Here is a 21,031-nt window from a genome sequence, read left to right as displayed (position 1 = left end):
TTACCGGCCACGACGGTCCTCGCGCCCCGGCACCAGCACGGCGAAGGCCTCCAGGTGATGGGTTCCGGGGAAGGCGTCGTAGGCCGAGAGCTCGGCCACGCGGTAGCCGTTCTCGCAGGCCGCGCCCACGTCCCGGGCGAACGCCGCGGGATCGCAGCCGACGTGCACGATCGCCCGCGGAGCGGCCGCGGTGATCGCGGTCATGACTGCCGCGCCGGCACCGGTGCGCGGCGGGTCCAGCACCACGGTCGACGGTGCGCGCAGGCCCTTGAGCCGCGAGGCGACGTCGCCACGATGGAACACGACGGGTTCCCGTGCCAGGGTCTGTTTCCCGGCGGCGATGGCGCCGCCCGAGGTCTCCACGACGTCGACGGACATGCCCTCGTCGATCAGCGCGCCGGCGAGCACGCCCGCGCCGCCGTACAGGTCCCAGGCATGGCCGCCGTCGCCGCCGTACTGCGCCGCGTAGCCGCCGACGAGCGCCGCGTAGCGGGTCGCGGCGTCGCGATGGGCCTGCCAGAAGCCGCCCACCGGGATCTTCCACGAGCGGGTTCCTACGCGGTACTCGGCGAGGGCGTCGCCGGACAGCGCTGTCGCCGGCCGCCCGCGCCGGGCCGGGACGGCGGCGTGCGCGGCGCCGGCGTCGTCGAGCACGAGCGCGACCTCGGTGCCGGGCACAGGGCGCACGTCTCCCGCGAGGTCCGTGAGTGCGGCGGGCAATTGTGCGCAGGGCGCAACGACGACCGCGTCACTGCGGAAGGCGTGTTGCCCGAGCGCGCCGGCACCGTCGGCCACCAGACGCGCGCGGTGCCGCCAGCCGGTGACCGGGGCGCCGGACAGGGGCTCGACGGTGGGCTCGAACGCGCCCGGCTCGAAGCCCCCGAACCGCGCGAGGAGATCGTGCAGGACGTCCGCCTTGAGCTCCCGCTGGTACGCGGGGGCGGCGAAGGTCAGGTCGCAGCAGCCCGCTCCGGCCGCTGCGGCGGCGCAGGCCTCGCCGACGCGATGCGGCGAGACGATGAGCACCTCCTCGGCCGTCGCGCGGGCGTAGGACTTCTTGACCTCGGTGACCCGGGCGCGCACCGTCTCCCCCGGCAGCGCGCCGCGCACGAAGACCGCGCGCCCCTCGTGCCGGGCGATGACGAAGCCGCCGTGCCCGGGCGCGCCGCAGGTCAGCTCGAGCAGGTCATTCGGCACGAGCATGCGTGAACCTCCGGGCGACGAGGAAGACGATGAGCAGGCCGGCGGCGAACATCGGCCAGCCCATGAGGATCCGCGCGACGCCGAGCCCGCCGACGTTGTCGCTGACGTACAGGGAGAACTGGACGCCGAAGCGGACCGCGAACATCGCCGTCCACATCAGGGTCAGCCAGGTGAACGCCCGGGACTGCCGGCGGTCCGCACGCCAGTCCTGCGGCGCCGTCGGTGCATCGTCGTCCGACTCCCCTGCATCCTGCCGCTCGGAGAAGAGGTGCCACAGCACCCCGACGAGCGGTCGCCGGACCAGCATCGACACCAGGCACGCGACCGCGAGTACGGCCTGCATCACGATGCCGTAGAGGAAGTAGCCCTTGCCGTTGCCGCCCACGAGCAGGGCGATCACGACGCACACCGCCACCCCGAAGAACCCCGACACCGCGGGCTGGATCGAGCTGCGGGTCGCCAGCCGGACCACGGCGACCAGCGCGGCCACGACGAGCGCGGCGATCACCCCGCCCCACAGTCCCCACAGGGCGTTGGCGGGCACGAACGCCACGACCGGCAGGGCCGAGTACACCATGCCCTGCCAGCCGCCCATCTGCTCGAGCACCTGGTCCTTGATCGACAGCTCCACGACCTCGGTGGTCGCCTCCGCCTGGTCCCGTTCCGCGCCGTCCGTCACCCGTCCACCCTACGTGGCGGCCCTGGCATGCTCGTCCCATGCAGTTCCTCGAGCGGACCACCGCTGTGCTCCTGCCCGGTTCGGGCTCGGACGCCGACTTCGTACTCCGCGCGTTCGCCCCGCTGACCCGGCTGTGCGCGCGGACCGTCGCCGTGGACGCGACGCCGCCGTCGGTGGTGGCCGGGTACCGCGCCGCCCTCACCGCCGCCGCGTCCGACGGTCCACTGCTGGCCTGCGGGGTGTCCCTGGGCTCGGCGGTCGCGGCGGGCTGGGCCCTCGAGAACGCCGACGCGGACATCACGCTGGTGCTCACCCTGCCGCCGTGGTCGGGCGCCGCGGGTCCGGAGGTCCCGGCCTCGATGTCGGCGCGGGTGACGGCGGAGACCGTCGACGAGGTCGGCGCGACCGAGGCCATCGCGCGGATGCGGGCGGGCAGTCCACCGTGGCTCGCGCGCGAGCTGAGCAGGTCGTGGGCCGCACACGGCGAGTTCCTCGCGCCCGCGCTCCGGGAGGCCGCCGCGTTCGTCGCCCCGACGGAGGCCGAGTTCGGGCGGCTCGCGGCGCGCACCGTCGTCATCGGTGCCGAGGGAGACCTCATCCACCCGGTCGCCGTCGCGCAAGCGTGGGGCGCGGCGATCCCGGGGGCGACGACGACGATCGTCGACCTGGCCGACCTCGGCCCGGCCCCGGAGGTCCTGGGCCGAGCCGGCCTCGCGGCGATTACCGCTGGTTGTTGAGCCGGCTCAGGGCCGAGCCCTGGGTCAGCCGGTCCTGATTGTTCTGTCGCAGGGCCGCGGGTCCGTCCGCGGCAGCGCGCTGCGCGACCTGCGCCGCGATCGCCGCTGCCGCCTCCTCCTGCTGGGCCTGCTGCTGCGCCATGGCCTGCTGCAACTGCTGCACCAGCTCGGCGGGCAGCTCGATCTCGAGATGGTCGCGCGCGGGGCGCGGGTCGGTACCGCGCCGGATCACGGTCTCCGCGAGCATCGCCCGCGCCAGCTGCGCAGCCTGATCGGCGCCCTCGAGCGGCGCGGCGACGACGAACCGGACCATCCACCGCGGACCGTCGACCCCGATGAAGCGCAGCACGCCGTCGGGCTGGACACCGACGACCTCGCGACCCCAGTGACCGTCCTCGATCGTGACCTGCGCGCCGTTCTCGCGGAGCGAGTCCGCGAGCTCGGTGACCACCTCACGCCACTGGCCGCCCGACTTGGGAGCGGCGAAGACGCCCGGCGTCACGCGGCCGACGGGCGTGTCGAGGTGCACGCCGATGGGCACGCCCTCCGGGCTCATCTCCACCTGCAGCTGCGATTCCGGCGGCATCGCCAGGATGATCGACCCCAGGTCGAGGCGGCCCTCATCGAGGCCCTCCTCGCTGCTCAGCGACGAGAGGTCGTACGGGCCGGCGCCGCTGCCCAGCTCCTGCGCCTCGTCGTCCTCGGCGGGCGCGGGGGCGGTGTGGTGCTCCGGCTGGCCGATCGTGGCATACGGATCGACGCTCGAAGTGCTGCGCGGCTTGGACTTACGGCGGCCGAGGGCCATGGGAACTCGCTCCTGGGGTGTGTGGATCGGGTGGGACGGGGTCGGACGGGACGGCCTACGACGAGGGTTCGAGGCTGGCGTGGCCGCCGGACGAGCCGTAGCCTCCCGCGCCGCGCACCGAGTCGTCGAGGAACGTGACCTCGTGGAAATCGGGCAGTTCCACCCGCTGGACGAGCAGCTGGGCGATCCGGTCGCCCCGCTTGATCTCGACGGCGCTCTCGCGATCGGTGTTGAGCAGGCACACCTTGATCTCGCCGCGATACCCGGCGTCGATCGTCCCGGGCGTGTTCACCACTGTGAGACCGTGTTTCGCGGCGAGGCCCGAGCGCGGGTGGATCAGCCCGACGGTGCCGTACGGCAGAGCCAGCGCGATGCCGGTCGGGACCAGCGTGCGGGCTCCGGGCTCGAGCCGGACGTCCATCGTCGAGTACAGGTCCACGCCCGCGTCGCCGGGATGTGCGCGCTGGGGAAGTGGGAGGCCCTCGTCCAGCCGCAGTAGGGGTATCTGGCTCACCATGGCATGCAGACTACGCTGAAGGCGTGGCAGAAGATCGTGCAGTGAAGACCTCGAAGCCGGGAACCGGGTACTTCGAGAGGCTGACGGTGCCGTGGTACTGGTGGCTCGCAGGCGCGATCGTGGCGGGCCTGCTCTGCTTCGAGGTGACGCTGGCCACGCGCTGGGGCGACTGGATGATCGGTGTCTTCGTCGTGATCGTGGCCGTCATCGCCGTCCTGCTCTGGTCGATGGGGCGCGGCACGGTAGCCGTGCGCGACGGTGAGCTGTGGGCGGGCAACGCCCATCTCCCGCTGGAGCTGGTGTCGCGGGCCGCAGCCGTGCCGGCCGCCGCGAAGAGCGCGGCGCTCGGCCGGCAGCTCGATCCCGCCGCCTTCCTGTATCACAAGGGGTGGATCAAGACGATGATCGTCGTGGTCCTGGACGATCCCGACGATCCGACGCCGTACTGGATGGTGTCCACACGGCGCCCGGAGAAAATGCTGGCGCACATCCCGGCCGCGACGACCCTGGGCTGATTGCGGGCCGTCCCGCCCGACAAGTGGGCCGCCGCGCACGGCGAGGCCGGTGCCGCCGCGGTGGCCCCGTTCCGTCAGGCGCAGTCGACGCAGATCAGCTCGCTGCCGTTCGGATCTGCGAGCCGGCTGCGGTGGTACACCAGGAAACAGCTGGTGCACGTGAATTCATCAGCCTGCTTGGGCACCACCCGGACACTCAGTTCCTCGCCCGAGAGGTCGGCGCCGGGCAGCTCGAAGGACTCGGCGGTCTCGCCCTCGTCGACGTCGACCGTGCCGGACTGGCCCTCGTTGCGGCGGGCCTTGAGCTCCTCCAGCGAATCCTCCGAGACCTCGTCGGCCTCGGACCGCCGTGGCGCGTCGTAATCAGTTGCCATACCGTGTCATCCCCATCCTTGCTCGGGCCCCCGGTCTCGGGGTTTCCGAGACCGCCGGGCGCGTTGTCCCGCGCGAGCGGCCCAGAGTGTAACTCACTCACGGATCGATGTCACGGGGTTCGATCCCGGTCGCCGAATCCGCCGCTTGCAGCCGGTCTAACGCACGACGGGCCGGGATGATTCCCGCGCCGCGTCCGCGCAGCCTCCCCTACTCCGACGGCGTGCTCCCGTACAGTCGGGGCCGTGGTTTCCCAGCTCACCGGCGCAGGCCGGCGATTCGACCGGAACGGTGAACCGTTCCGTCGGCGCAGCATGCTGCCGATCCTCATCGTGATCGCGGTTCTCGCCGTCATCGCCATCGCCACCTGGGCGCGGGCCATGTCGTCCCAGGAGGAGGTCGCCGCGCCGGTGTCCTGCCCTCCGCCGACCGCGCCGTCGGCCTCGGCCACCGCCACCGCGGGCACGACCGCCCCGGCCGGTGCCACGCCGCCGCCCGCCGCGCCCGCCCGGTTCGAGGTGGTCGCGCCCGACGACCTGATCTCCGTGCGCCCGGCGCCCCTGTCCGCGTCGACGGTGCGCGTCCTCAACGCCTCGGGCCAGGCGGGACGCGCCGAGACCACGCTGAACAAGCTGGCCGACTACGGTTTCCAGGCACCCAAGACCGGCGGCTACGGCAACGACCCGCTGTATCCCCAGATGGAGTGCCAGGCGCAGCTGCGGTTCGGCGACGCGGGCCGGGCCGCGGCCGCGGCGGCGTGGATCATCGCTCCGTGCGCCGAGCTGATCAACGACGGCCGGCGCGATAACACCGTCGACCTGGTGCTCGGCACCTTCTTCACCGACCTCGAGCCCAGTACCGATGCGCAGGAGATACTGCGGATCCTGCGGGCCGCGCCGGTGGGTGCCGCCGACGGCGGTGCGAACCCCGCCCTGGTGTCGGCGGTGCACACGCAGTCCTGCAACCGCTGACGGTCTCCGCAGCGGACCGCACCGCGACTACAGGTTCTCCAGCCCGCCTGCCGACTCGAGTGCCGCGATCAGCCGATCGGCGATGCCGGGTGCCGCGGCGAGCGTGAGCGCACCGTCGGCGCTGGACGAGTCGGGGCGCGGCACGATGACCCGGGCACCGGCCTCCTGCGCGATGAGAGCCCCTGCGGCCCAGTCCCACGGGCTCAGGCCGTGCTCGTAGTGGGCGTCCGCTCGGCCGGCCGCGACCATGCACAGATCGAGTGCGGCGGAGCCGATCCGACGCACGTCACGCACCTGGGGCAGCAACTCCGCGAGCACGCGCCCCTGCTTCTCGCGGCGCTCGCGCGCGTAGCCGAAGCCTGTCGCCACGAGCGCGAGCGCGGGGTCGGTGATCGGGTTGGCACGCAGCTCGCGGACGGCGCCGTCGGGCGCGATCTCCCGCGCGCCCGCGCCGAGCGCTGCGGCGTAGACGGTGCCGTGCACCACGTCGGCGACGGCGCCCGCGACGGACACGCCATCGACCTGAGCACCGACGGAGACCGCGTAGGCGGGCACGCCGTAGAGGAAGTTGACGGTGCCGTCGATCGGGTCGACGATCCACCGCACGACCCCCTGCGCGACGCCGCGCTCGTCCCCGTCGACGCCGAACTCCTCGCCGAGGACCGTGTCGTCGGGGCGGAGTTCCGCGAGCCGGTCCCGGACGAACCGCTCCGTCTCGGTGTCGACGACGGTGACCGGGTCCGTCGGGGTCGACTTGGTGGTCACGGCCTCGGGAACGGTGTCCTCCGGCGGGTCGAATGCGTTGACGCCGAACACCTCCGCCCGTCGGGAGGCCACGCGGCGCGCGGCCTCCCGCGCGACGGTCACGGCGATCTCGGACAACTCCCACCGGTTGTGTTGCACGCCCTCCACAGAACCACAATCCGCGGTAGTTTGACAGCGTCGGGTCACCCCGGCCGGAGGACGAGACGTCCGGAACTTCGAGGAATGCGGAGCAGGCAATGGCGGAGAATCTGGGGTTCGGCGTCGACATCGGCGGCAGCGGGATCAAGGGCGGGATCGTGGACCTGGACACCGGCGAGTTGGTCGGCGAGCGGTTCAAGGTGCTCACGCCCCAGCCGTCCACACCGGGCGCCTGCGCCGGCGCCGTGCGCGAGGTCATCACCCACTTCGGCTGGGAGGGGCCGGTGGGCATCACGGTGCCGGCGGTCGTGACCAGCGGCACGGTGCGCAGCGCCGCGAACATCGACCCGGGTTGGGTCGGCACCGACGCGAACGAGCTGTTCACCTCGACCCTCGGCCGGCCGGTGACCGTGCTCAACGACGCCGACGCCGCCGGCCTCGCGGAGGACCGCTACGGCGCCGGCCGCGACTTCGACGGCGTGATCCTGCTGCTCACCCTGGGCACCGGGATCGGCTCCGCCCTGCTGTACCGCGGCACGCTGGTGCCGAACACGGAGTTCGGTCACATCGAGGTCGAGGGCAAGGAGGCCGAGCACCGCGCCGCGAGCTCGATCAAGGAACGCCGCGGGTGGAGCTACGAGAAGTGGGCCGGACAGGTCAGCCGGGTGTTCCGCGAGTACGAGAAACTGCTGTGGCCCGACCTGATCATCGTGGGCGGCGGCATCAGCCGCAAGGCCGACAAGTGGGTACCGTTGCTCGAGGTGAAGACGCCGGTGATTCCCGCGAAGCTGCTGAACACCGCAGGCATCGTCGGAGCGGCGATGGCATCGCGACAGGTGTGATTCCGCACGCTTGCGGCGCTTTGGCCGCAGGTGAATGCGGGCGGAGCTACCGAATCGTTACAATGGGGGCCCGGCGTCGATGCGCCGGACCAGACGCCGGACCTCCTCGCCCCCGGACGCCGCAGCCACCACCGACGCCCGTAGGCACGGGAGACGGTGCCGTTGTCGCGCCCGGGAAGCGGTTCCGGCGCACGCAGGCACAGTAGGAAAGGGCGTACGTGGCAGCGACGCAGACCAGCTCCAGCGCACCGTCGGCGGACGGCGTGGACGGTTCGGCCACCTCGGCGGAGACCCCCGCCAAGAAGACCACCGCCAAGAAGGCACCCGCGAAGAAGGCCCCGGCCAAGAAGGCGGCGGCGAAGAAGGCACCCGCGAAGAAGGCTCCGGCCAAGAAGGCGGCGGCCAAGAAGGCCGCAGGTCCCGTCAAGCGCACGGCCAAGAAGGCCGCGGGCAAGAAGGATGCTTCCGCGGCCGGTGCCGAGGGCGGCGCCGAGGATGAGGAGGACGTCGAGCTCGACGGCGATCCCGATCCCACCGAGCTCGCGGACGAGGACATCGCGATCGACGCGGACGACGCCGACGACCCGGCCGACACGGGCGAGGCCGCCAAGGGCAAGAGCGCCGTCACCAAGCCGGCCCCGGCCGACTCGGAGGAGGACGAGCCGTCCGAGGCGGACAAGGCGTCCGGCGACTTCGTCTGGGACGAGGAGGAGTCGGAGGCTCTCCGCCAGGCCCGCAAGGACGCCGAGCTCACCGCGTCGGCCGACTCCGTGCGCGCCTACCTCAAGCAGATCGGCAAGGTCGCGCTGCTCAACGCCGAGGAGGAGGTCGAGCTCGCCAAGCGGATCGAAGCCGGCCTGTTCGCCGAGCAGATGATCGGCCGCTGGCTCGAGCGCGGCGAGAAGCCGGCGATCGGCGTCCGGCGCGACATGAACTGGATCTCCCGCGACGGCAACCGCGCCAAGAACCACCTGCTCGAGGCCAACCTGCGCCTCGTGGTCTCCCTCGCCAAGCGCTACACGGGCCGCGGCATGGCCTTCCTGGACCTGATCCAGGAGGGCAATCTTGGCCTGATCCGCGCGGTGGAGAAGTTCGACTACACCAAGGGCTACAAGTTCTCGACCTACGCGACGTGGTGGATCCGCCAGGCCATCACCCGTGCGATGGCCGACCAGGCCCGCACCATCCGCATCCCGGTGCACATGGTCGAGGTCATCAACAAGCTCGGCCGCATCCAGCGCGAGCTGCTCCAGGACCTGGGCCGCGAGCCCACCCCGGAGGAACTGGCCAAGGAGATGGACATCACGCCGGAGAAGGTGCTGGAGATCCAGCAGTACGCGCGTGAACCCATCTCGCTGGACCAGACGATCGGCGACGAGGGCGACAGCCAGCTCGGCGATTTCATCGAGGACTCCGAGGCCGTCGTGGCCGTGGACGCGGTGTCGTTCACCCTGCTGCAGGATCAGCTCCAGTCCGTGCTCGACACGCTGTCCGAGCGCGAGGCCGGTGTCGTGCGCCTGCGGTTCGGCCTCACCGACGGTCAGCCGCGGACTTTAGACGAGATCGGTCAGGTCTACGGCGTCACGCGGGAGCGCATCCGCCAGATCGAGTCGAAGACGATGAGCAAGCTGCGGCACCCGTCGCGCTCGCAGGTCCTCCGGGACTACCTGGACTAGGTCCCGTTTCCGAACGCCCGACGGTGCGCCGTCGGGCGTTCGGCGTCTCGCGGACCGAACCGTTCCTGCCATTCACACCCGTTTCGCCCGGTCGCACCCTGCATGCCGGGTGCGCCGGCGCATTTCGGGTGCGGATGGCTTCCCGCACCCGTTCTGCCCGGCGCAGCGGCTATGGCCGGCACGGTGACTTCAGCCACGGTCACTGGCCGCCGGCGGTCCGCTCCCCTCGTCCCGCCACCCACAGCGGCCCGGTGACGAGCCAGATCACGGTGACCACACCGAGGGTGCCGAAGACCCCCATCAGTGCGTCGCGTTGGGTGTCGTCCGCCACGGTGTAACCCAGCCCCAACGACACGGCACCGGCGATCGCCACCGCGCCCAGCCAGCGGTAGAAGTCCGACCACTCCTTGCGGGTGCGCTCCGGGCCGAGCTTCGGGACCCTGTGCGGCGCGGGGCCGCCCGCGAAGCGGTGCGCGAAGCGTTCGTCCGCCCAGGTGATCATGCGGTGCCCGAACATCACGGTGCACCCGAGGTAGATGCCCGCGAGGCGGTGGGCGAAGCCGACCTCGCCGCCGCGGTAGAGGTCGACCGCGACGGCGGCGATCAGGACCAGGTCGAGGACCGGCACCAACGCCAGCGCGACCATCCCGGCCCGGCGCGCCCGCACGATGTAGCGGAGCGTCAACCCGCCCACGACGAGGACCCAGAAACCGATCTCGCATCCGGCGATCGTCCACAGCACCGGACTGTTCAACTCTTCCATGCCCGGCACTCTGCCCGGTGCCGACGGCACCGTCGTCCCACGTTCGACGACACTCCCGTCCACCTTTCGACGGACCCGCGACTGTCGGCGATGTGCTGCAATGGGCGCATGGAGTCGCCGGGGCGGTCGTGGACGTCGGAGTACGCCGCGGTCCCGGCGATCGGCATCACCCTGGTGGGGGCGATGCTGTGGGCGGCGGGCGGCTGGTCGGTGCGCGCCGACGCGGAACACTTCTACCCGTGGCAGGTGAAATTCGGCCTGCTCTGCGGGGCGCTCGCGATCCAGCTCCTCGCACGCGACCGGCCGGCACTCGCGTTCGCCCTGATGCTGACACTGGTGGCATGGGATGCGCCGTTCGGTCCGTCCGTGGTGCTGTGGATCGCATTGTCCGACGTGATCTACCTCGCGGTCGCGACCGGTGGCGACCGCCTGCGCACGGCGGTGATGTGGACGGTGCTCGTCCTGACCGTCGCGGTGAGCACGGGGCTCACCGCCGCCGGTGGCGTGAAGGGCGGAATCTACGCGGTCCTGGTGATGGTGGCGATCCTGTGGTCGCCGATCGGCTACGGACGCGCCGTCCTCGCCTATCGCGAGCTCGCCCAGGTCGAACGGGACGAGAGTGAGGCCCGCCGCGCGACCGCGCTCGCCGACGAGCGCCGGCGCCTCGCCCGCGAATTGCACGACACGGTCGCCGGGCACCTCTCGGCGGTCGCCATCCTGGCCGATGCCGCGCAACGTACGCCGCAGGATCCGGCCGTGCTGCAATCGATCCGGTCCGGCAGCCTGGCCGCGCTCGAGGAGATGCGGTCCACGATCAACCTGCTCACCTCCCCGGACGATGCCGCGGTCCGCACCACCCTCACCTCCCTCGAACCGCTCATCGAGAGCGCCGGGGCGGCGGGCGTCGCCGTCCGGCTGCGCGTGCCCGACGGTCCGCTGCCCGCCGCGGCCGAGGCCGTGCTCACCCGCATCCTCGGCGAGGTCATCACCAACGCCACCAAGCACGCGCCGGGCTCGCCGTTGGAGATCGTCGTGGCCGCCGACCGGGAGGAGCTCACCATGACCGCGACCAATCCCCTGCCCGCCGGCCCATGGTCCGAGGGCTCCGGCGACGGCCTGCGCAACATCGCCTTCCGTGCCGAGTCGGTCGGCGGCACCGCCACCGCCGGTCCGCACGATGCCTCCTGGATCGTCCGGGCGAGCGTGCCGATGGAGGTCGCGCGGTGACGGTCACCGTCGTCCTGGCCGACGATCACGCGGCGATCCGGGCCGGCCTGCGCCTGCTCCTCGAGTCCACCGGCGAGATCAGCGTCGTCGGCGAGGCCGCCGACGGTGCCGCCGCCGTCCGGCAGGCCCGCGCCCTCAAACCCGACGTGGTGGTCATGGACGTCCGGATGCCGCGGGTGGACGGTCTCGCCGCCACCGCCTCCGTCGTGGCGGAGACCGCCAGCGCAGTACTCGTCCTCACCACTTTCGACCTCGACGAGTACGTGCTCGGCGCCCTCGGCGCCGGCGCGAGCGGATTCCTACTCAAGTCCGCCGGCGGCGACGAACTGATCCGCGCCGTCCTGGCGGTCGCGGACGGTGACGCGGTGCTGGACCCGAAGGTGACTCGCGCCGTGATCGGCGCGCTGCCCCGGCCGGCCGCCGAGCCCACGCCGGTGGACCTGACCGCGCTCACCGATCGCGAACGCGACGTGCTGGCCGGGCTGGGCGAGGGCCTGTCCAACCAGCAGATCGCGCGTCGCCTGGACATCGGCGAGGCGACGGTGAAGACCCACGTCTCCCGCGTGCTGATGAAGCTGGGCGTGCAGTCGCGGGTGCAGGCCGCGGTCATCGCCGCGCAGTCCGGCACGGACTGATAGCACCGCATAGCATCAGTCGCTACCCGGTCGGTATGACCAGGACGATCAGTCAAGCGGAACTGCGAAACGGCAGTGCCGGCGTCATGGACGCGCTCGAAGCCGGCGACGCCTTCATCATCACGCGCAACGGCCGACCGGTCGGCGAACTCCGACCGATCCGGGCGACCCGGGAGGTCTCCACAGCCGAGGTGAAGCGTCGCTTCACCAGGTTCGGCGGCACCGCAACCGGAGCGCAGGAACGAGCGGAGATCGACGCCGGTTTCGGCGCGGAGCGCCTTGATGACTGACGATCCCACAGCTGCTCGACACCCCGTCGGCCTCCTCGACACGTGCGTGCTGATCGATATCGAACGTATTGATGAGACGGAGCTCCCCGCCTCCTCCAGGATCAGCGCCGTCACCCTCGCCGAACTGGGACTGGGCGTCGCCATGGCCTCCGACGCACCCACCCGGGCGCTGCGGTCCGAGCGTCAACTCGAGGCGGAGCACACCTTCGACGCCCTACCCTTCGACTCGGCCGCCGCACGACGGTTCACCACGATGACCTCGCTGATCGTCGCGGCCGGCAACAGCCCGAAGCCGCGCAAAGTGGACCTGATGATCGCCGCGATCGCCTCCGTGAACGGCCTCCCCCTGTTCACGAGCAACACTGACGATTTCATCGGACTCGAATCGGTCCTCACCCTCGTCCCGGTCACTCCGGTGGACACGCCGCCGGCCTGACCGCGTCGGTGCTGCTCTCGAAGCTCTGGTCCCCGATCCCGCGCGTCGCGGGCGTCGTCGGCGCGGCCGCGTCGTCGGGCACCGTCGCGGGAACGCTCGCCGCGGACTTCGACGGTGCCTCCACGACGATGCTCGCCCTCATGCACGTGGTGATCGCCACCGTGCTGGTGATCGCCCTCGAGGCCCGCTACCGTCGGGTGCGCCGACCGTGGACCGCGGACGATCCCACCGTCACCCGGTGGGACCGTCCACGGCGGATCCGTACCCTCATCCCCTCACCGGGTGAGGGTACGGATCCAGTTCCGGGTGGCGGCGGGGTCGATCACGTCGTCCAGCTCGAAGGTGGTGGCGGCGTGCAGGGCCCGGCCGCGCTGGTACGCCAGTGCCAGGAGCTGGTCGAAGAGCTCGGCGCGGGCGGCCTCGTCCGGCGCCGCCGCGAGTTCCTTGCTGAATCCCAGCCGCACCGCGCCCTCCAGGCCCATGCCACCGATCTCGCCCGTCGGCCACGCGACGGTGAACTGCGGGGCGTGGAAGCTACCGCCCGTCATCGCCATCGCGCCGAGGCCGTAGCCCTTGCGCAGGACGACGACGCCCAGCGGCACCGTGAGCCGCGCGCCGAGCACGAACAGCCGGGAGAACCGCCGGACCGTCCCGTGCTCCTCCGCTTCCGGCCCGACCATGAATCCCGGTGTGTCGCACAGCGAGATCACCGGCAGTCCGTGGGCCTGAGCGAGCTCGAGGAAGTCGGCGAGCTTGTCGGCGCCCTCCGCGTCGATCGCGCCGCCCAGGTGGCGGGTGCTGTTCGCGATGAGCGCGTACGGCTTCCCCTCGACCCGCACCAGCGCGGTGATGATTCCGACGCCGTAGTCGCGCCGCAATTCCAGAGTCGAGTCCTCGTCGACGATCGCGGCGATCGCGGCGCGGACGTCGTAGGCGCGCAAGCGGTTCTCCGGCACCACATGCCGAGCCCTGCGCGGATCGGGGGCGGTCCAGTCGTCGACGGGACCCGCGAAGTAGCCGAGGTACTTCCGCGCCTGCGCAACCGCCTGCACCTCGTCGTCCGCCACGACGTGCACCACGCCGTTGCGGCGCTGCACGTCGATCGGACCGATCGCCTCCGGGCGGAACTCGCCGAGCCCGCCACCGGAGATCATCGCGGGACCGCCCATGCCGATGTTCGCGTCGGGCGTCGCGATGATCACGTCGCAGATGCCGGCCAGGGCGGCGTTGCCCGCGAAGCACCGGCCGGAGACGATGGCGATCAGCGGCACCCGGCCGCGCAGCGCGCCGAGCGAGCGGAAGGTGGGCACGTCGAGACCTGCGACGACGTCGAGATCCGTATCACCGGGGCGGCCGCCGCCGCCTTCGGCGAACAGCACGATCGGGACGCCTCGACGCTCCGCCACGTCGATGAGCCGGTCGGTCTTCGCGTGGTTGCGCCAGCCCTGCGTGCCGGCGAGCACGGTGTAGTCGTACGAGATGACCATCGCCTCGGCGCCGCCGATCGTCGCGAGGCCGCCGATGAGGCCGTCCGCGGCGCCGGTGGCGATGAGCTCCGCCTCCGAGCGGCGGGCCCGCTGCGCGGGCAGCAACAGCGCCCCGTACTCGGTGAAGCTGCCCTCGTCCACGAGGTCGTCGATGTTCTCGCGCGCGGTGCGCCGGCCGATCCTGCGCCGCTTGGCCACGGCGTCGGGCCGGCCCTCGTCGCGGGTCACGCGGTGCCGCTCGCGCACCTCATCGAGGTCCGCGCGGGACCGATCGAGGTCCTGCTCGTCGGTTCCGGCACCGTTGCCGATCGAGCCGTCGGCGGGCGTGTGGGTCAGCAGGGGGGTCCCCGCGCTCACGGTCTGCCCGGGCCGCACGAGCACTTCGCCGACGGTGACCGGCACCGCCAGCACCTGCTCGTGCTCCATCTTCATCGCCTCGAGGACGACCAGCGCGGTGCCGGGTTCTGCGGTCGTCCCCTCCTCCGCCACAGCGACGACGGTGCCGGTCAGCGTCGCCGTGAGCACGTCACCGTCCAGGTCGGCGGTCGACACGAGCGCGGGGGCGTCGGCCTCCGGCACGAGATCGCCGATCCGGCGCGCGAGATAGCCCGTATCGACGGGGCCCGAACGGAACTCCGGGTCGCCCAGGACGGCGCGCAGGAGCGCGATGTTCGTACCCGGTCCGTCGATCACGAACTCCGCCAGCGCGGCACCGGCCTTGTCGAAGGCGCGGGCGGGGGTGACGGCCCGCACGATCACCTTCGCCAGCAGCGAGTCGTAGCGGGCGGAGGTCGTCAGGCCCGCCCGCCCGTAGTCGTCGACGCGGACGCCGGGACCGGTCGGCGGCGTGTAGCCCGCGAGCGTGCCGGCGGCGGGCAGGACGGTGCCGTCGCGCTGCGGGACCTCGAGGTTGACGCGGGCCTGTACTGCGGTCCCGTGCGCCGCGGCGGGCGAACCCGTGACCTCGCCCGCACGGCAACCGATCGCTTCCGGCAGGCCGAGATCGCCGAGCGACGCGCCCTCCGCCAGGGCGAGCTGCGCGGCTACGAGATCGACTCCGGTGACCTCCTCGGTCACGGTGTGCTCCACCTGGATCCGCGGATTGACCTCCAGGAACACTGCCGCACCGTCCCGTACGAGGAATTCGACGGTGGCGAGCCCGCGGTAACCGGCGGCGGCGCAGAGCCGCGCGGCGTGGCCGTGCAGGGCGGAGCGCAGTTGCTCGTCCAGCGCCGGGGCGGGCGCGATCTCGATCAGCTTCTGATTGCGGCGCTGCACGCTGCAGTCGCGGTCGCCGAGCGCGACGGTGGCGGTGCCGTCACCGACGACCTGCACCTCGATGTGGCGGGCCCCGGTCTGCAGTTCCTCGGCGAAGACCCGGCCGTCTCCGAACCCCAGCTCGGCCTCGGAGACGCAGGCGCGGTATGCGGATTCGAGATCCTCGTCGAACCGGGGGCCGGGAAGCACTGCACGCATGCCGCGGCCCCCGCCCCCGGCGACGGCCTTGATCATCACGCCGGTCGGGCGGCCGGTGGCGAAGCCGCGCACCGCATCCAGATCCACACCCCCGTCGGTGGCGGCGGGGACGGGGACCCCCGCGGCGACGGCCGCGGCCCGGGCAGCGGCCTTGTCGCCGAAGGTGCGCAGCACCTCCGGGGCCGGCCCCAGGAAGACGAGGCCGGCGGCGGCGCACTCCGCGGCGAACTCGGCGTTCTCCGCGAGGAACCCGTAGCCGGGGTGCACCGCATCGGCGCCCGTGCTCGTGGCGGCCGCGATGACTGCGGCGCGGTCCAGGTACGCGGCCGGGCCGGAACCGGGGAGCGCGACGGCGTCGTCGGCAGCGCTCACGTGCGGGGTATCGGCGTCGTCCGTCGCGTAGACGGCCACCGTCGGAACACCGAGTTCCCGTGCGGTACGGATGATCCGCAGTGCGATCTCGCCGCGGTTCGCGATGAGCAGCTTCACTTCGATTCCCCTTCAGCGGCGATCCGTGCCGCGCGCTCGAACAGATCTCCCTTGCGCACCTTGCCCGTCGCCGTCATCGGCAGGGCGTCGACGAGGACGAAGTCGGGCACCTTGTAGGTCGCCATGTTCTCCCGCGCCCACGCGGTCAGCTCCGCGACGTCCACGGGACCCGCCCCGACGACGAAGGCGAGCGGCACCTGCCCCTTGCGCGCGTCCGGCCGCGGCACGACCGAGACCGATCCGATGGCGGGGTGCGCCTTGAGCAGCGCCTCCACCTCCGACGGGAAGACGGACATGCCGTTCACCTTGATCATCTCCTTGGTCCGCGCGAGGTAGTGCACCGCACCCCAATCGTCGATCATTCCCACGTCGCCGGTGTGCAGCCAGCCGTGGCGGATCGCCTCCGCCGTCGCATCGGGCCGGCCGTGGTACGCGGTCATGATCGATTCGCTGCGCACCACGATCTCGCCCGTCTCGCCCACGGCGACGGGCGCACCGTCGGCGTCGACGACCAGGATGTCCGTGCCCGGCACCGGAAGTCCGCAGAAGACGGGGTCGGCGGTGAGGTCGCGGTCGTCGTCCTGGAATCCCAGCGTGAAGGTGTCGGCGGTGTGCGTCTCGGTCATGCCGAAGGACGCCTCGCGGAGGACGCCACCGGTGAGCGCGCGCCACCGCGCGCGCAGTTCCGGGGTCAGCTTCAGCACGAAGGACACCGCGAAGGGGTTCACCACGCTGCGGAACGCCGCACCGTCGAACCCGGGCAGGTCCATGAGCTCGACGTAGTTGTCGACGGTGGCGACCAACTCGGTGACCGCGTAGCGCGCGACGAGCGCCGCCGCGACGGCAGGATCCCACCGGGTCATCAACACGGAGGTCTGGCCGTTGATGAGCGGCTTGAGAATGCCGAAATCCTCTCCGGCGATCCAGAAGACGGGCAGGAAGTTGAGGCCGACCGCAGCGCTGTCCCCCACCGCGGTGCCCGTCGCGAGAGTGGCCGTCGCGGCGGTGTAGGCCATGTGCCGCTGCGTGTGCTCGCAGCCCTTGGGCAGCCCGGTGGTGCCGCCGGTGTAGTTGAGCGCGGCGAGCGCCTCCGGGTCCGAGTCCCGTTCCGGTGCGCGCGCAGCGGCGAGCACGAGGGGCCAGTCGCTGCGCGCGTCGGGCGCGGTGTCGAACGGGGCCGGGGCGTCGGCGATCGGCTCCGTGCCGCCGAGCATGTCCCCCAGTGCGGTCGCGATCACGGTGTGCACGGGGGTCTCCGGACGCACCGATTCCACCAGGTCGAGCAGGTCCGTCTGCGCCAACAGCACGCCCACACCGGCATCATCGAGCTCGTGGTGCAGTTCGCGGCCCTTGAGGAGCGGGTTCACCGGCACGTGCACCGCACCGAGCTTGAGGATGCCCAGCATCGCGATGGCGAATTGGGGACAGTTCCCGAGGTACACGCCGACCGCGTCGCCGGGCCGCACCCCGCGCTCGGCGAGCAGGCCCGCGAACCGGTCGGAGAGCTCGTCGTACTCGGCGTAGGTCACCTCGCGTCCGTAGAAGGCGATCGCGACCGTTTCCGGCTGCAGCCGCGCCCAGTGCCGCAGGTGCTCCACCATCGCCGGCGTCCCCGCGGGGTATTCGACGGTGCGCGTCACCTGCGCGGGCCAGTTCCGCAGCCGCAGCGCGCGGATCTCGTCGGCGGCGGCGTCGAGCGCGGCGGCCCCGTTTGTGATCGTGTCGGACATGATGCTCCTTAGTCGACCGGCATCTCTCGGATGCCGATCAATCGCTCTGCGACGCGGATCTGGTCCGCGATGAAGCGCTCGCGCTCGGCCGCGCTGTCGCGGGCGACGCGCTTCGCGCCGTGGTGGATGATGTCGTTGAGGATCCTGACGAGCTCGGCGGGCTCGAGGCACAGGTCGACGGTGCCGGGATCGAGCGCCGCGAGGTAGGCGGTGTAGCGGCGGTGGGTGCGCCGGATCATCCGCTCCCAGATCACCGCCACGTCGTCGCGGACCGGTGCCATGGCGTCGAACAGGGCGACGAGGCCGCCGTTCGCGAACACCCCGTCGGCGTAGGCCCGCATCGTCGCGGCGATCACCTGCCGCGGGTCCGTGGTGTCGATCCCCGCGAGGGACTGGGTCGCCTCGAGCTCGGCCGCGACCCGGTCCACGAGGGCCAGCAGGATCTCGTCCTTGGACCGGAAGTAGGCGTAGAACGTGGGCCGTGAGGTCTGGGCGCGGGCCGCGATGAGCTCGACTGTGGTGCCCGCGTAGCCGAGGTCGTCGAAGCATTCGGCCGCGGCCCGGAGAAGCTCCTCCCGGCGTGCTCCGCCGGCGTCCTTGCGGTTCGCGCGGGCCCGCTCCTGCGATTCGCTGATCGTCACGCTCACGAGTGTGCTCGGCTGCGCCGGGGGCTTCAACAACGTCTGCACGCGTCACGCCGATGCCGGGACGCCCGGGACCGCCTCCGGGTCCTCGCGCACCGTCCTGCCGTTCGTCTCGGTGAGGAAGTACGCACTGGCCAGGGTGACCAGACCCATGGCGGCGAGGTACACCGACACGAACGTGGTGGACTGCGTCTCCGCGATGATCGCGGTCATGATGAGCGGCGCCACGCCCGAGACGCCGACGGCCGCGAGCTGGTAGGCCAGGGAGGCTCCCGAGTAGCGGATCCGCGGCTCGAACAGCTCCGCCATGAACGCGGCGAGCGGGCCGTAGGTGAGCGCCTGCCCGAAGCTCGAGACGAACATCGCGACCAGCAGCAGACCGATGTTGGTGGTCTCCGCCAGCCAGAAGAACGGGAAGGCCCAGACCATGAGCACGGCAGCGCCGATGAGGATCAGCGGACGGCGGCCCACCCGGTCGGAGACCGCACCTGCGGCCATGATCACCAACGGCATCACGACGGAGGTCACGAGCACGCACATCAGGATCGAGTTGCTGCTCATGCCGAGACCACCCGCGGAGGGCTTTTTGCTGCCGTAGCTGACGAAGCCGGCGATGGAGACGTAGAAGGCGGAGTTGGTGCCGGCCAGCAGGCCCGCGCCGAGCAGGATCTTGCCCCAGTGCCCACGGATCGCCTCGGACAGCGGCGCTGCCGCGACCGCCTCCTTGCCGGCGTTCTTGGCCGCGACCTCCTGCTGCAGGGCGAGGAACTCGGGCGAGTCCTCGATCCTCTTGTGGATGTACATCACGACGGGCACCAGCACTGCGCTCGCCCAGAACGGCACGCGCCAGCCCGAGCTGAGGAACGCGGCGTCGTCGAGCGCGGTGTTCATCAGGATCATCATGACGTTGCCGAGCAGCAGCCCCAGGGGTACACCCATCTGCCCGAAGGTTCCCGCGAAGCCCCGCTTCTTCGGGCCGGCGGATTCGGTGAGCAGGAGCACGACGCCGCCCCACTGGCCGCCGCACGCGAGACCCTGGATGAAGCGCAACGACACCAGCATGATCGGCGCCAGCGAGCCGATGGCGTCCGCGGTGGGCAGGCAGCCGATCAGGAAGGTCGCGGCTCCCATGGCGGTGAGGCACCAGATGAGCATCGGCTTGCGGCCGATCCGGTCGCCGAAGTGCCCGGCGAGGATCCCGCCGAGCGGACGGGCGACGAAACCGACCGAGAAGGTCGCGAAGGCCATCAGGGTGCCCATCAGCGGCGACAGGCCCGGGAAGAAGACCTTGTCGAACACCAGGGCGGCGGCGGTGCCGTAGACGAAGAAGTCGTACCACTCGATCGAGCTGCTGATCAGCCCGGCGGTGAGAAGTTTGCCGTGCGACTTCTTCGTCGGTGCGGCCGCACTCGGCTCCCGAGTCTGCGTCATGGGTGGCCCTTCGTGACAGTGTGTGATCCCCGACACGCAGAATGCTTGACGTTGACGTTCATGTCAACACCTCTCGGGAGGTTACTAAGCGTTTGCTTATGCAGATGGGGCACCGTTTCCGCGACCCGGCACCATTTCGCCGCGGTGTCCGCACCGATCACGTACAACTGGTCCATGGCGCTCCTCGAACCCGATTTCCCCTCCGCGAACGGCCGCGACACGATCCGCGCATGGATCTACACCCCGGTGCGCGAGCCCCGCGCGATCGTGCAGCTGATCCACGGCCTCGGCGAGCACTCCCGCCGCTACCTCCGGCTGATCTCCGCGCTCCTCGACGAGGGCTTCGTGGTGGCCGCGGAGGACCACGCGGGGCACGGCGCCACGGCGATGGACTCGGGCGTATGGGGCGACGCGGGCGACGATGCCGGCCGCGTCATGGTGGCCGACGCGCGCTCGCTCGGTGCGACGGTGCGCGCGCGCCACCCGGGGTTGCCGTACATCGTCTTCGGCCACTCGATGGGCTCGATGATCGCCCGCGGTGCGGCGATCGAGTCTCCGTCGGAGATCGACGGTCTCGTGCTGTGCGGTATCGCGGCGCAGATCCCGGGCGCCGAGACGGGCATCGATCGGGCGGCGTTGGCCGCCGAGCCCGACCAGGCCGGCGCCGCCCCGCTCGAGTACGTGGGAACCCTGTTCGACGGCTTCGTCTCCCGGTTCGGCGCGGGCGCGGGCCCGACGGACTGGGTCGCCCGCGACGCCGACGTGGTGCGCGACCACGCGGTGGACCCGTTCAACAACTTCGGAGCGCCGATGTCGGTCCGGTTCCTGCGCGGCTTCGTCGACCTCTACGACGCGGCCAACGGTGACGGCTTCTACGCGGCCCTTCCGTCCACGACGCCCGTCCTGATCCTCGCCGGCGACCAGGATCCGGTCACCAACTACGGCGAAGGCGCCTACCACGTGGCGAACCGCCTCGTCGCCACGGGACATCCCGACATCCGAACCCGCGTCTACCCCGGCGTGCGGCACGAGGTGCACAACGAGCCCGAGACCCGAGACGACGTGACCGCCGAGCTCCTCGCCTTCGTCGAGCGCGTGATCGCCTGACGGAGAACGAAGGTCGGTGCCGAAGGCCGGGTTGACGCCGGTTCCGCCCGGGCCGCCCGCAGCTGACCGGTTCCCGAAGGGGCTGGTGAGGGTGGT

22 protein-coding genes are annotated in these 21,031 nt (G+C 71.6%); 10 read left to right on the top strand and 12 right to left on the bottom strand.

Annotated elements, in window-relative coordinates; all coding sequences use genetic code 11:
• Both ABZX10_RS13800 and ABZX10_RS13795 read right to left on the bottom strand, forming a co-directional pair.
• Positions 1-1,203 carry a TRAM domain-containing protein gene (locus ABZX10_RS13800; RefSeq protein ID WP_355540395.1) on the bottom strand — a complete coding sequence of 401 codons (1,203 nt, stop codon included), beginning with the start codon at positions 1,201-1,203 and terminating at the stop codon, positions 1-3.
• Positions 1,187-1,882, bottom strand: coding sequence for a DUF3159 domain-containing protein (locus ABZX10_RS13795; protein WP_355540392.1), 696 nt, complete (start codon positions 1,880-1,882; stop codon positions 1,187-1,189). The genes ABZX10_RS13800 and ABZX10_RS13795 overlap by 17 nt, the downstream gene beginning before the upstream one ends.
• 38 nt (positions 1,883-1,920) lie before the next feature.
• Here ABZX10_RS13795 and ABZX10_RS13790 point away from each other — a divergent pair, with 38 nt between their 5' ends.
• The gene (locus tag ABZX10_RS13790; protein WP_355540389.1) at positions 1,921-2,619 is read left to right on the top strand and encodes an alpha/beta hydrolase; all 699 of its coding nucleotides are present in this window, start codon (positions 1,921-1,923) and stop codon (positions 2,617-2,619) included.
• Here the strand turns inward: ABZX10_RS13790 and ABZX10_RS13785 are convergent.
• Together ABZX10_RS13785 and dut are read right to left on the bottom strand one after the other, a co-directional pair.
• The gene (locus ABZX10_RS13785) at positions 2,603-3,424 is read right to left on the bottom strand and encodes a DUF3710 domain-containing protein (protein WP_355540386.1); all 822 of its coding nucleotides are present in this window, start codon (positions 3,422-3,424) and stop codon (positions 2,603-2,605) included. The genes ABZX10_RS13790 and ABZX10_RS13785 overlap by 17 nt on opposite strands.
• 55 nt (positions 3,425-3,479) lie before the next feature.
• A complete protein-coding gene (dut, locus tag ABZX10_RS13780; RefSeq protein ID WP_355540383.1) occupies positions 3,480-3,941 on the bottom strand; it encodes a dUTP diphosphatase in 462 nt (153 codons plus the stop codon).
• A 23-nt stretch (positions 3,942-3,964) separates the two neighbouring features.
• Between dut and ABZX10_RS13775 the strand changes: the two genes are divergently transcribed.
• Positions 3,965-4,456, top strand: a complete 492-nt coding sequence (locus ABZX10_RS13775) for a DUF3093 domain-containing protein (RefSeq protein ID WP_355540380.1) — start codon at positions 3,965-3,967, stop codon at positions 4,454-4,456.
• Positions 4,457-4,530: 74 nt separating this feature from the next.
• Here the strand turns inward: ABZX10_RS13775 and ABZX10_RS13770 are convergent, their stop codons facing one another.
• On the bottom strand, positions 4,531-4,830 hold the full coding sequence (locus ABZX10_RS13770) for a DUF4193 domain-containing protein (RefSeq protein WP_068572678.1): 300 nt from the start codon (positions 4,828-4,830) through the stop codon (positions 4,531-4,533).
• Positions 4,831-5,073: 243 nt separating this feature from the next.
• Between ABZX10_RS13770 and cei the strand changes: the two genes are divergently transcribed.
• Positions 5,074-5,799, top strand: a complete 726-nt coding sequence (cei, locus tag ABZX10_RS13765; RefSeq protein ID WP_355540376.1) for an envelope integrity protein Cei — start codon at positions 5,074-5,076, stop codon at positions 5,797-5,799.
• A 27-nt stretch (positions 5,800-5,826) separates the two neighbouring features.
• On the opposite strand, the gene ABZX10_RS13760 is transcribed toward cei, so the two are convergent.
• Positions 5,827-6,711, bottom strand: coding sequence for an inositol monophosphatase family protein (locus ABZX10_RS13760; protein WP_355540373.1), 885 nt, complete (start codon positions 6,709-6,711; stop codon positions 5,827-5,829).
• An 89-nt stretch (positions 6,712-6,800) separates the two neighbouring features.
• Between ABZX10_RS13760 and ppgK the strand changes: the two genes are divergently transcribed.
• Positions 6,801-7,544, top strand: coding sequence for a polyphosphate--glucose phosphotransferase (gene ppgK, locus ABZX10_RS13755; protein WP_068572683.1), 744 nt, complete (start codon positions 6,801-6,803; stop codon positions 7,542-7,544).
• Between the two features lie 218 nt (positions 7,545-7,762).
• Positions 7,763-9,220, top strand: a complete 1,458-nt coding sequence (locus ABZX10_RS13750; RefSeq protein WP_355540369.1) for an RNA polymerase sigma factor — start codon at positions 7,763-7,765, stop codon at positions 9,218-9,220.
• 199 nt (positions 9,221-9,419) lie between these two features.
• Here the strand turns inward: ABZX10_RS13750 and ABZX10_RS13745 are convergent, their stop codons facing one another.
• Positions 9,420-9,983 (bottom strand): hypothetical protein, encoded by a 564-nt coding sequence (locus ABZX10_RS13745; RefSeq protein WP_355540366.1) that lies wholly within the window; start codon positions 9,981-9,983, stop codon positions 9,420-9,422.
• A gap of 108 nt (positions 9,984-10,091) precedes the next feature.
• On the opposite strand from ABZX10_RS13745, the gene ABZX10_RS13740 reads away from it, so the two are divergent.
• From ABZX10_RS13740 to ABZX10_RS13725, 4 genes are read left to right on the top strand one after another with little or no spacing between them, the layout of a single operon-like run.
• Positions 10,092-11,210, top strand: a complete 1,119-nt coding sequence (locus ABZX10_RS13740; RefSeq protein WP_355540363.1) for a histidine kinase — start codon at positions 10,092-10,094, stop codon at positions 11,208-11,210.
• Positions 11,207-11,845: a response regulator transcription factor gene (locus ABZX10_RS13735; protein WP_355540360.1), complete on the top strand. Its 639-nt coding sequence runs from the start codon at positions 11,207-11,209 to the stop codon at positions 11,843-11,845. The genes ABZX10_RS13740 and ABZX10_RS13735 overlap by 4 nt, the downstream gene beginning before the upstream one ends.
• A gap of 35 nt (positions 11,846-11,880) precedes the next feature.
• Positions 11,881-12,135, top strand: a complete 255-nt coding sequence (locus ABZX10_RS13730) for a prevent-host-death protein (RefSeq protein ID WP_355540357.1) — start codon at positions 11,881-11,883, stop codon at positions 12,133-12,135.
• Positions 12,128-12,571 carry a type II toxin-antitoxin system VapC family toxin gene (locus tag ABZX10_RS13725; protein ID WP_355540354.1) on the top strand — a complete coding sequence of 148 codons (444 nt, stop codon included), beginning with the start codon at positions 12,128-12,130 and terminating at the stop codon, positions 12,569-12,571. The genes ABZX10_RS13730 and ABZX10_RS13725 overlap by 8 nt, the downstream gene beginning before the upstream one ends.
• Here the strand turns inward: ABZX10_RS13725 and ABZX10_RS13720 are convergent.
• The 5 genes from ABZX10_RS13720 to ABZX10_RS13700 all read right to left on the bottom strand — a co-directional run bounded on the left by ABZX10_RS13720 (position 12,543) and on the right by ABZX10_RS13700 (position 19,828).
• Positions 12,543-12,713, bottom strand: a complete 171-nt coding sequence (locus ABZX10_RS13720) for a hypothetical protein (protein WP_355540351.1) — start codon at positions 12,711-12,713, stop codon at positions 12,543-12,545. The genes ABZX10_RS13725 and ABZX10_RS13720 overlap by 29 nt on opposite strands.
• Positions 12,714-12,846: 133 nt before the next feature.
• Positions 12,847-16,023 (bottom strand): carboxyl transferase domain-containing protein, encoded by a 3,177-nt coding sequence (locus tag ABZX10_RS13715; RefSeq protein ID WP_355540348.1) that lies wholly within the window; start codon positions 16,021-16,023, stop codon positions 12,847-12,849.
• Positions 16,020-17,753 (bottom strand): AMP-binding protein, encoded by a 1,734-nt coding sequence (locus ABZX10_RS13710; RefSeq protein ID WP_355540345.1) that lies wholly within the window; start codon positions 17,751-17,753, stop codon positions 16,020-16,022. Before ABZX10_RS13710 ends, ABZX10_RS13715 begins: the two co-directional genes overlap by 4 nt.
• Before the next feature lie 8 nt (positions 17,754-17,761).
• Entirely contained in the window at positions 17,762-18,394 is a 633-nt protein-coding gene (locus ABZX10_RS13705; protein WP_355540342.1) for a helix-turn-helix domain-containing protein, read from the bottom strand.
• Between the two features lie 51 nt (positions 18,395-18,445).
• Positions 18,446-19,828, bottom strand: coding sequence for an MFS transporter (locus ABZX10_RS13700; protein WP_355540339.1), 1,383 nt, complete (start codon positions 19,826-19,828; stop codon positions 18,446-18,448).
• A 144-nt stretch (positions 19,829-19,972) separates the two neighbouring features.
• On the opposite strand from ABZX10_RS13700, the gene ABZX10_RS13695 reads away from it, so the two are divergent.
• Positions 19,973-20,935 carry an alpha/beta fold hydrolase gene (locus ABZX10_RS13695; protein ID WP_355540336.1) on the top strand — a complete coding sequence of 321 codons (963 nt, stop codon included), beginning with the start codon at positions 19,973-19,975 and terminating at the stop codon, positions 20,933-20,935.
• The last annotated feature ends 96 nt before the right edge of the window (positions 20,936-21,031 follow it).

The sequence above is a fragment of the Tsukamurella sp. NPDC003166 genome, assembly GCF_040611135.1.
Lineage (GTDB): Bacteria > Actinomycetota > Actinomycetes > Mycobacteriales > Mycobacteriaceae > Tsukamurella.
The sequence above is the reverse complement of the archived record's forward strand: the minus strand, read 5'-3'. Positions and strand labels throughout refer to the sequence as shown.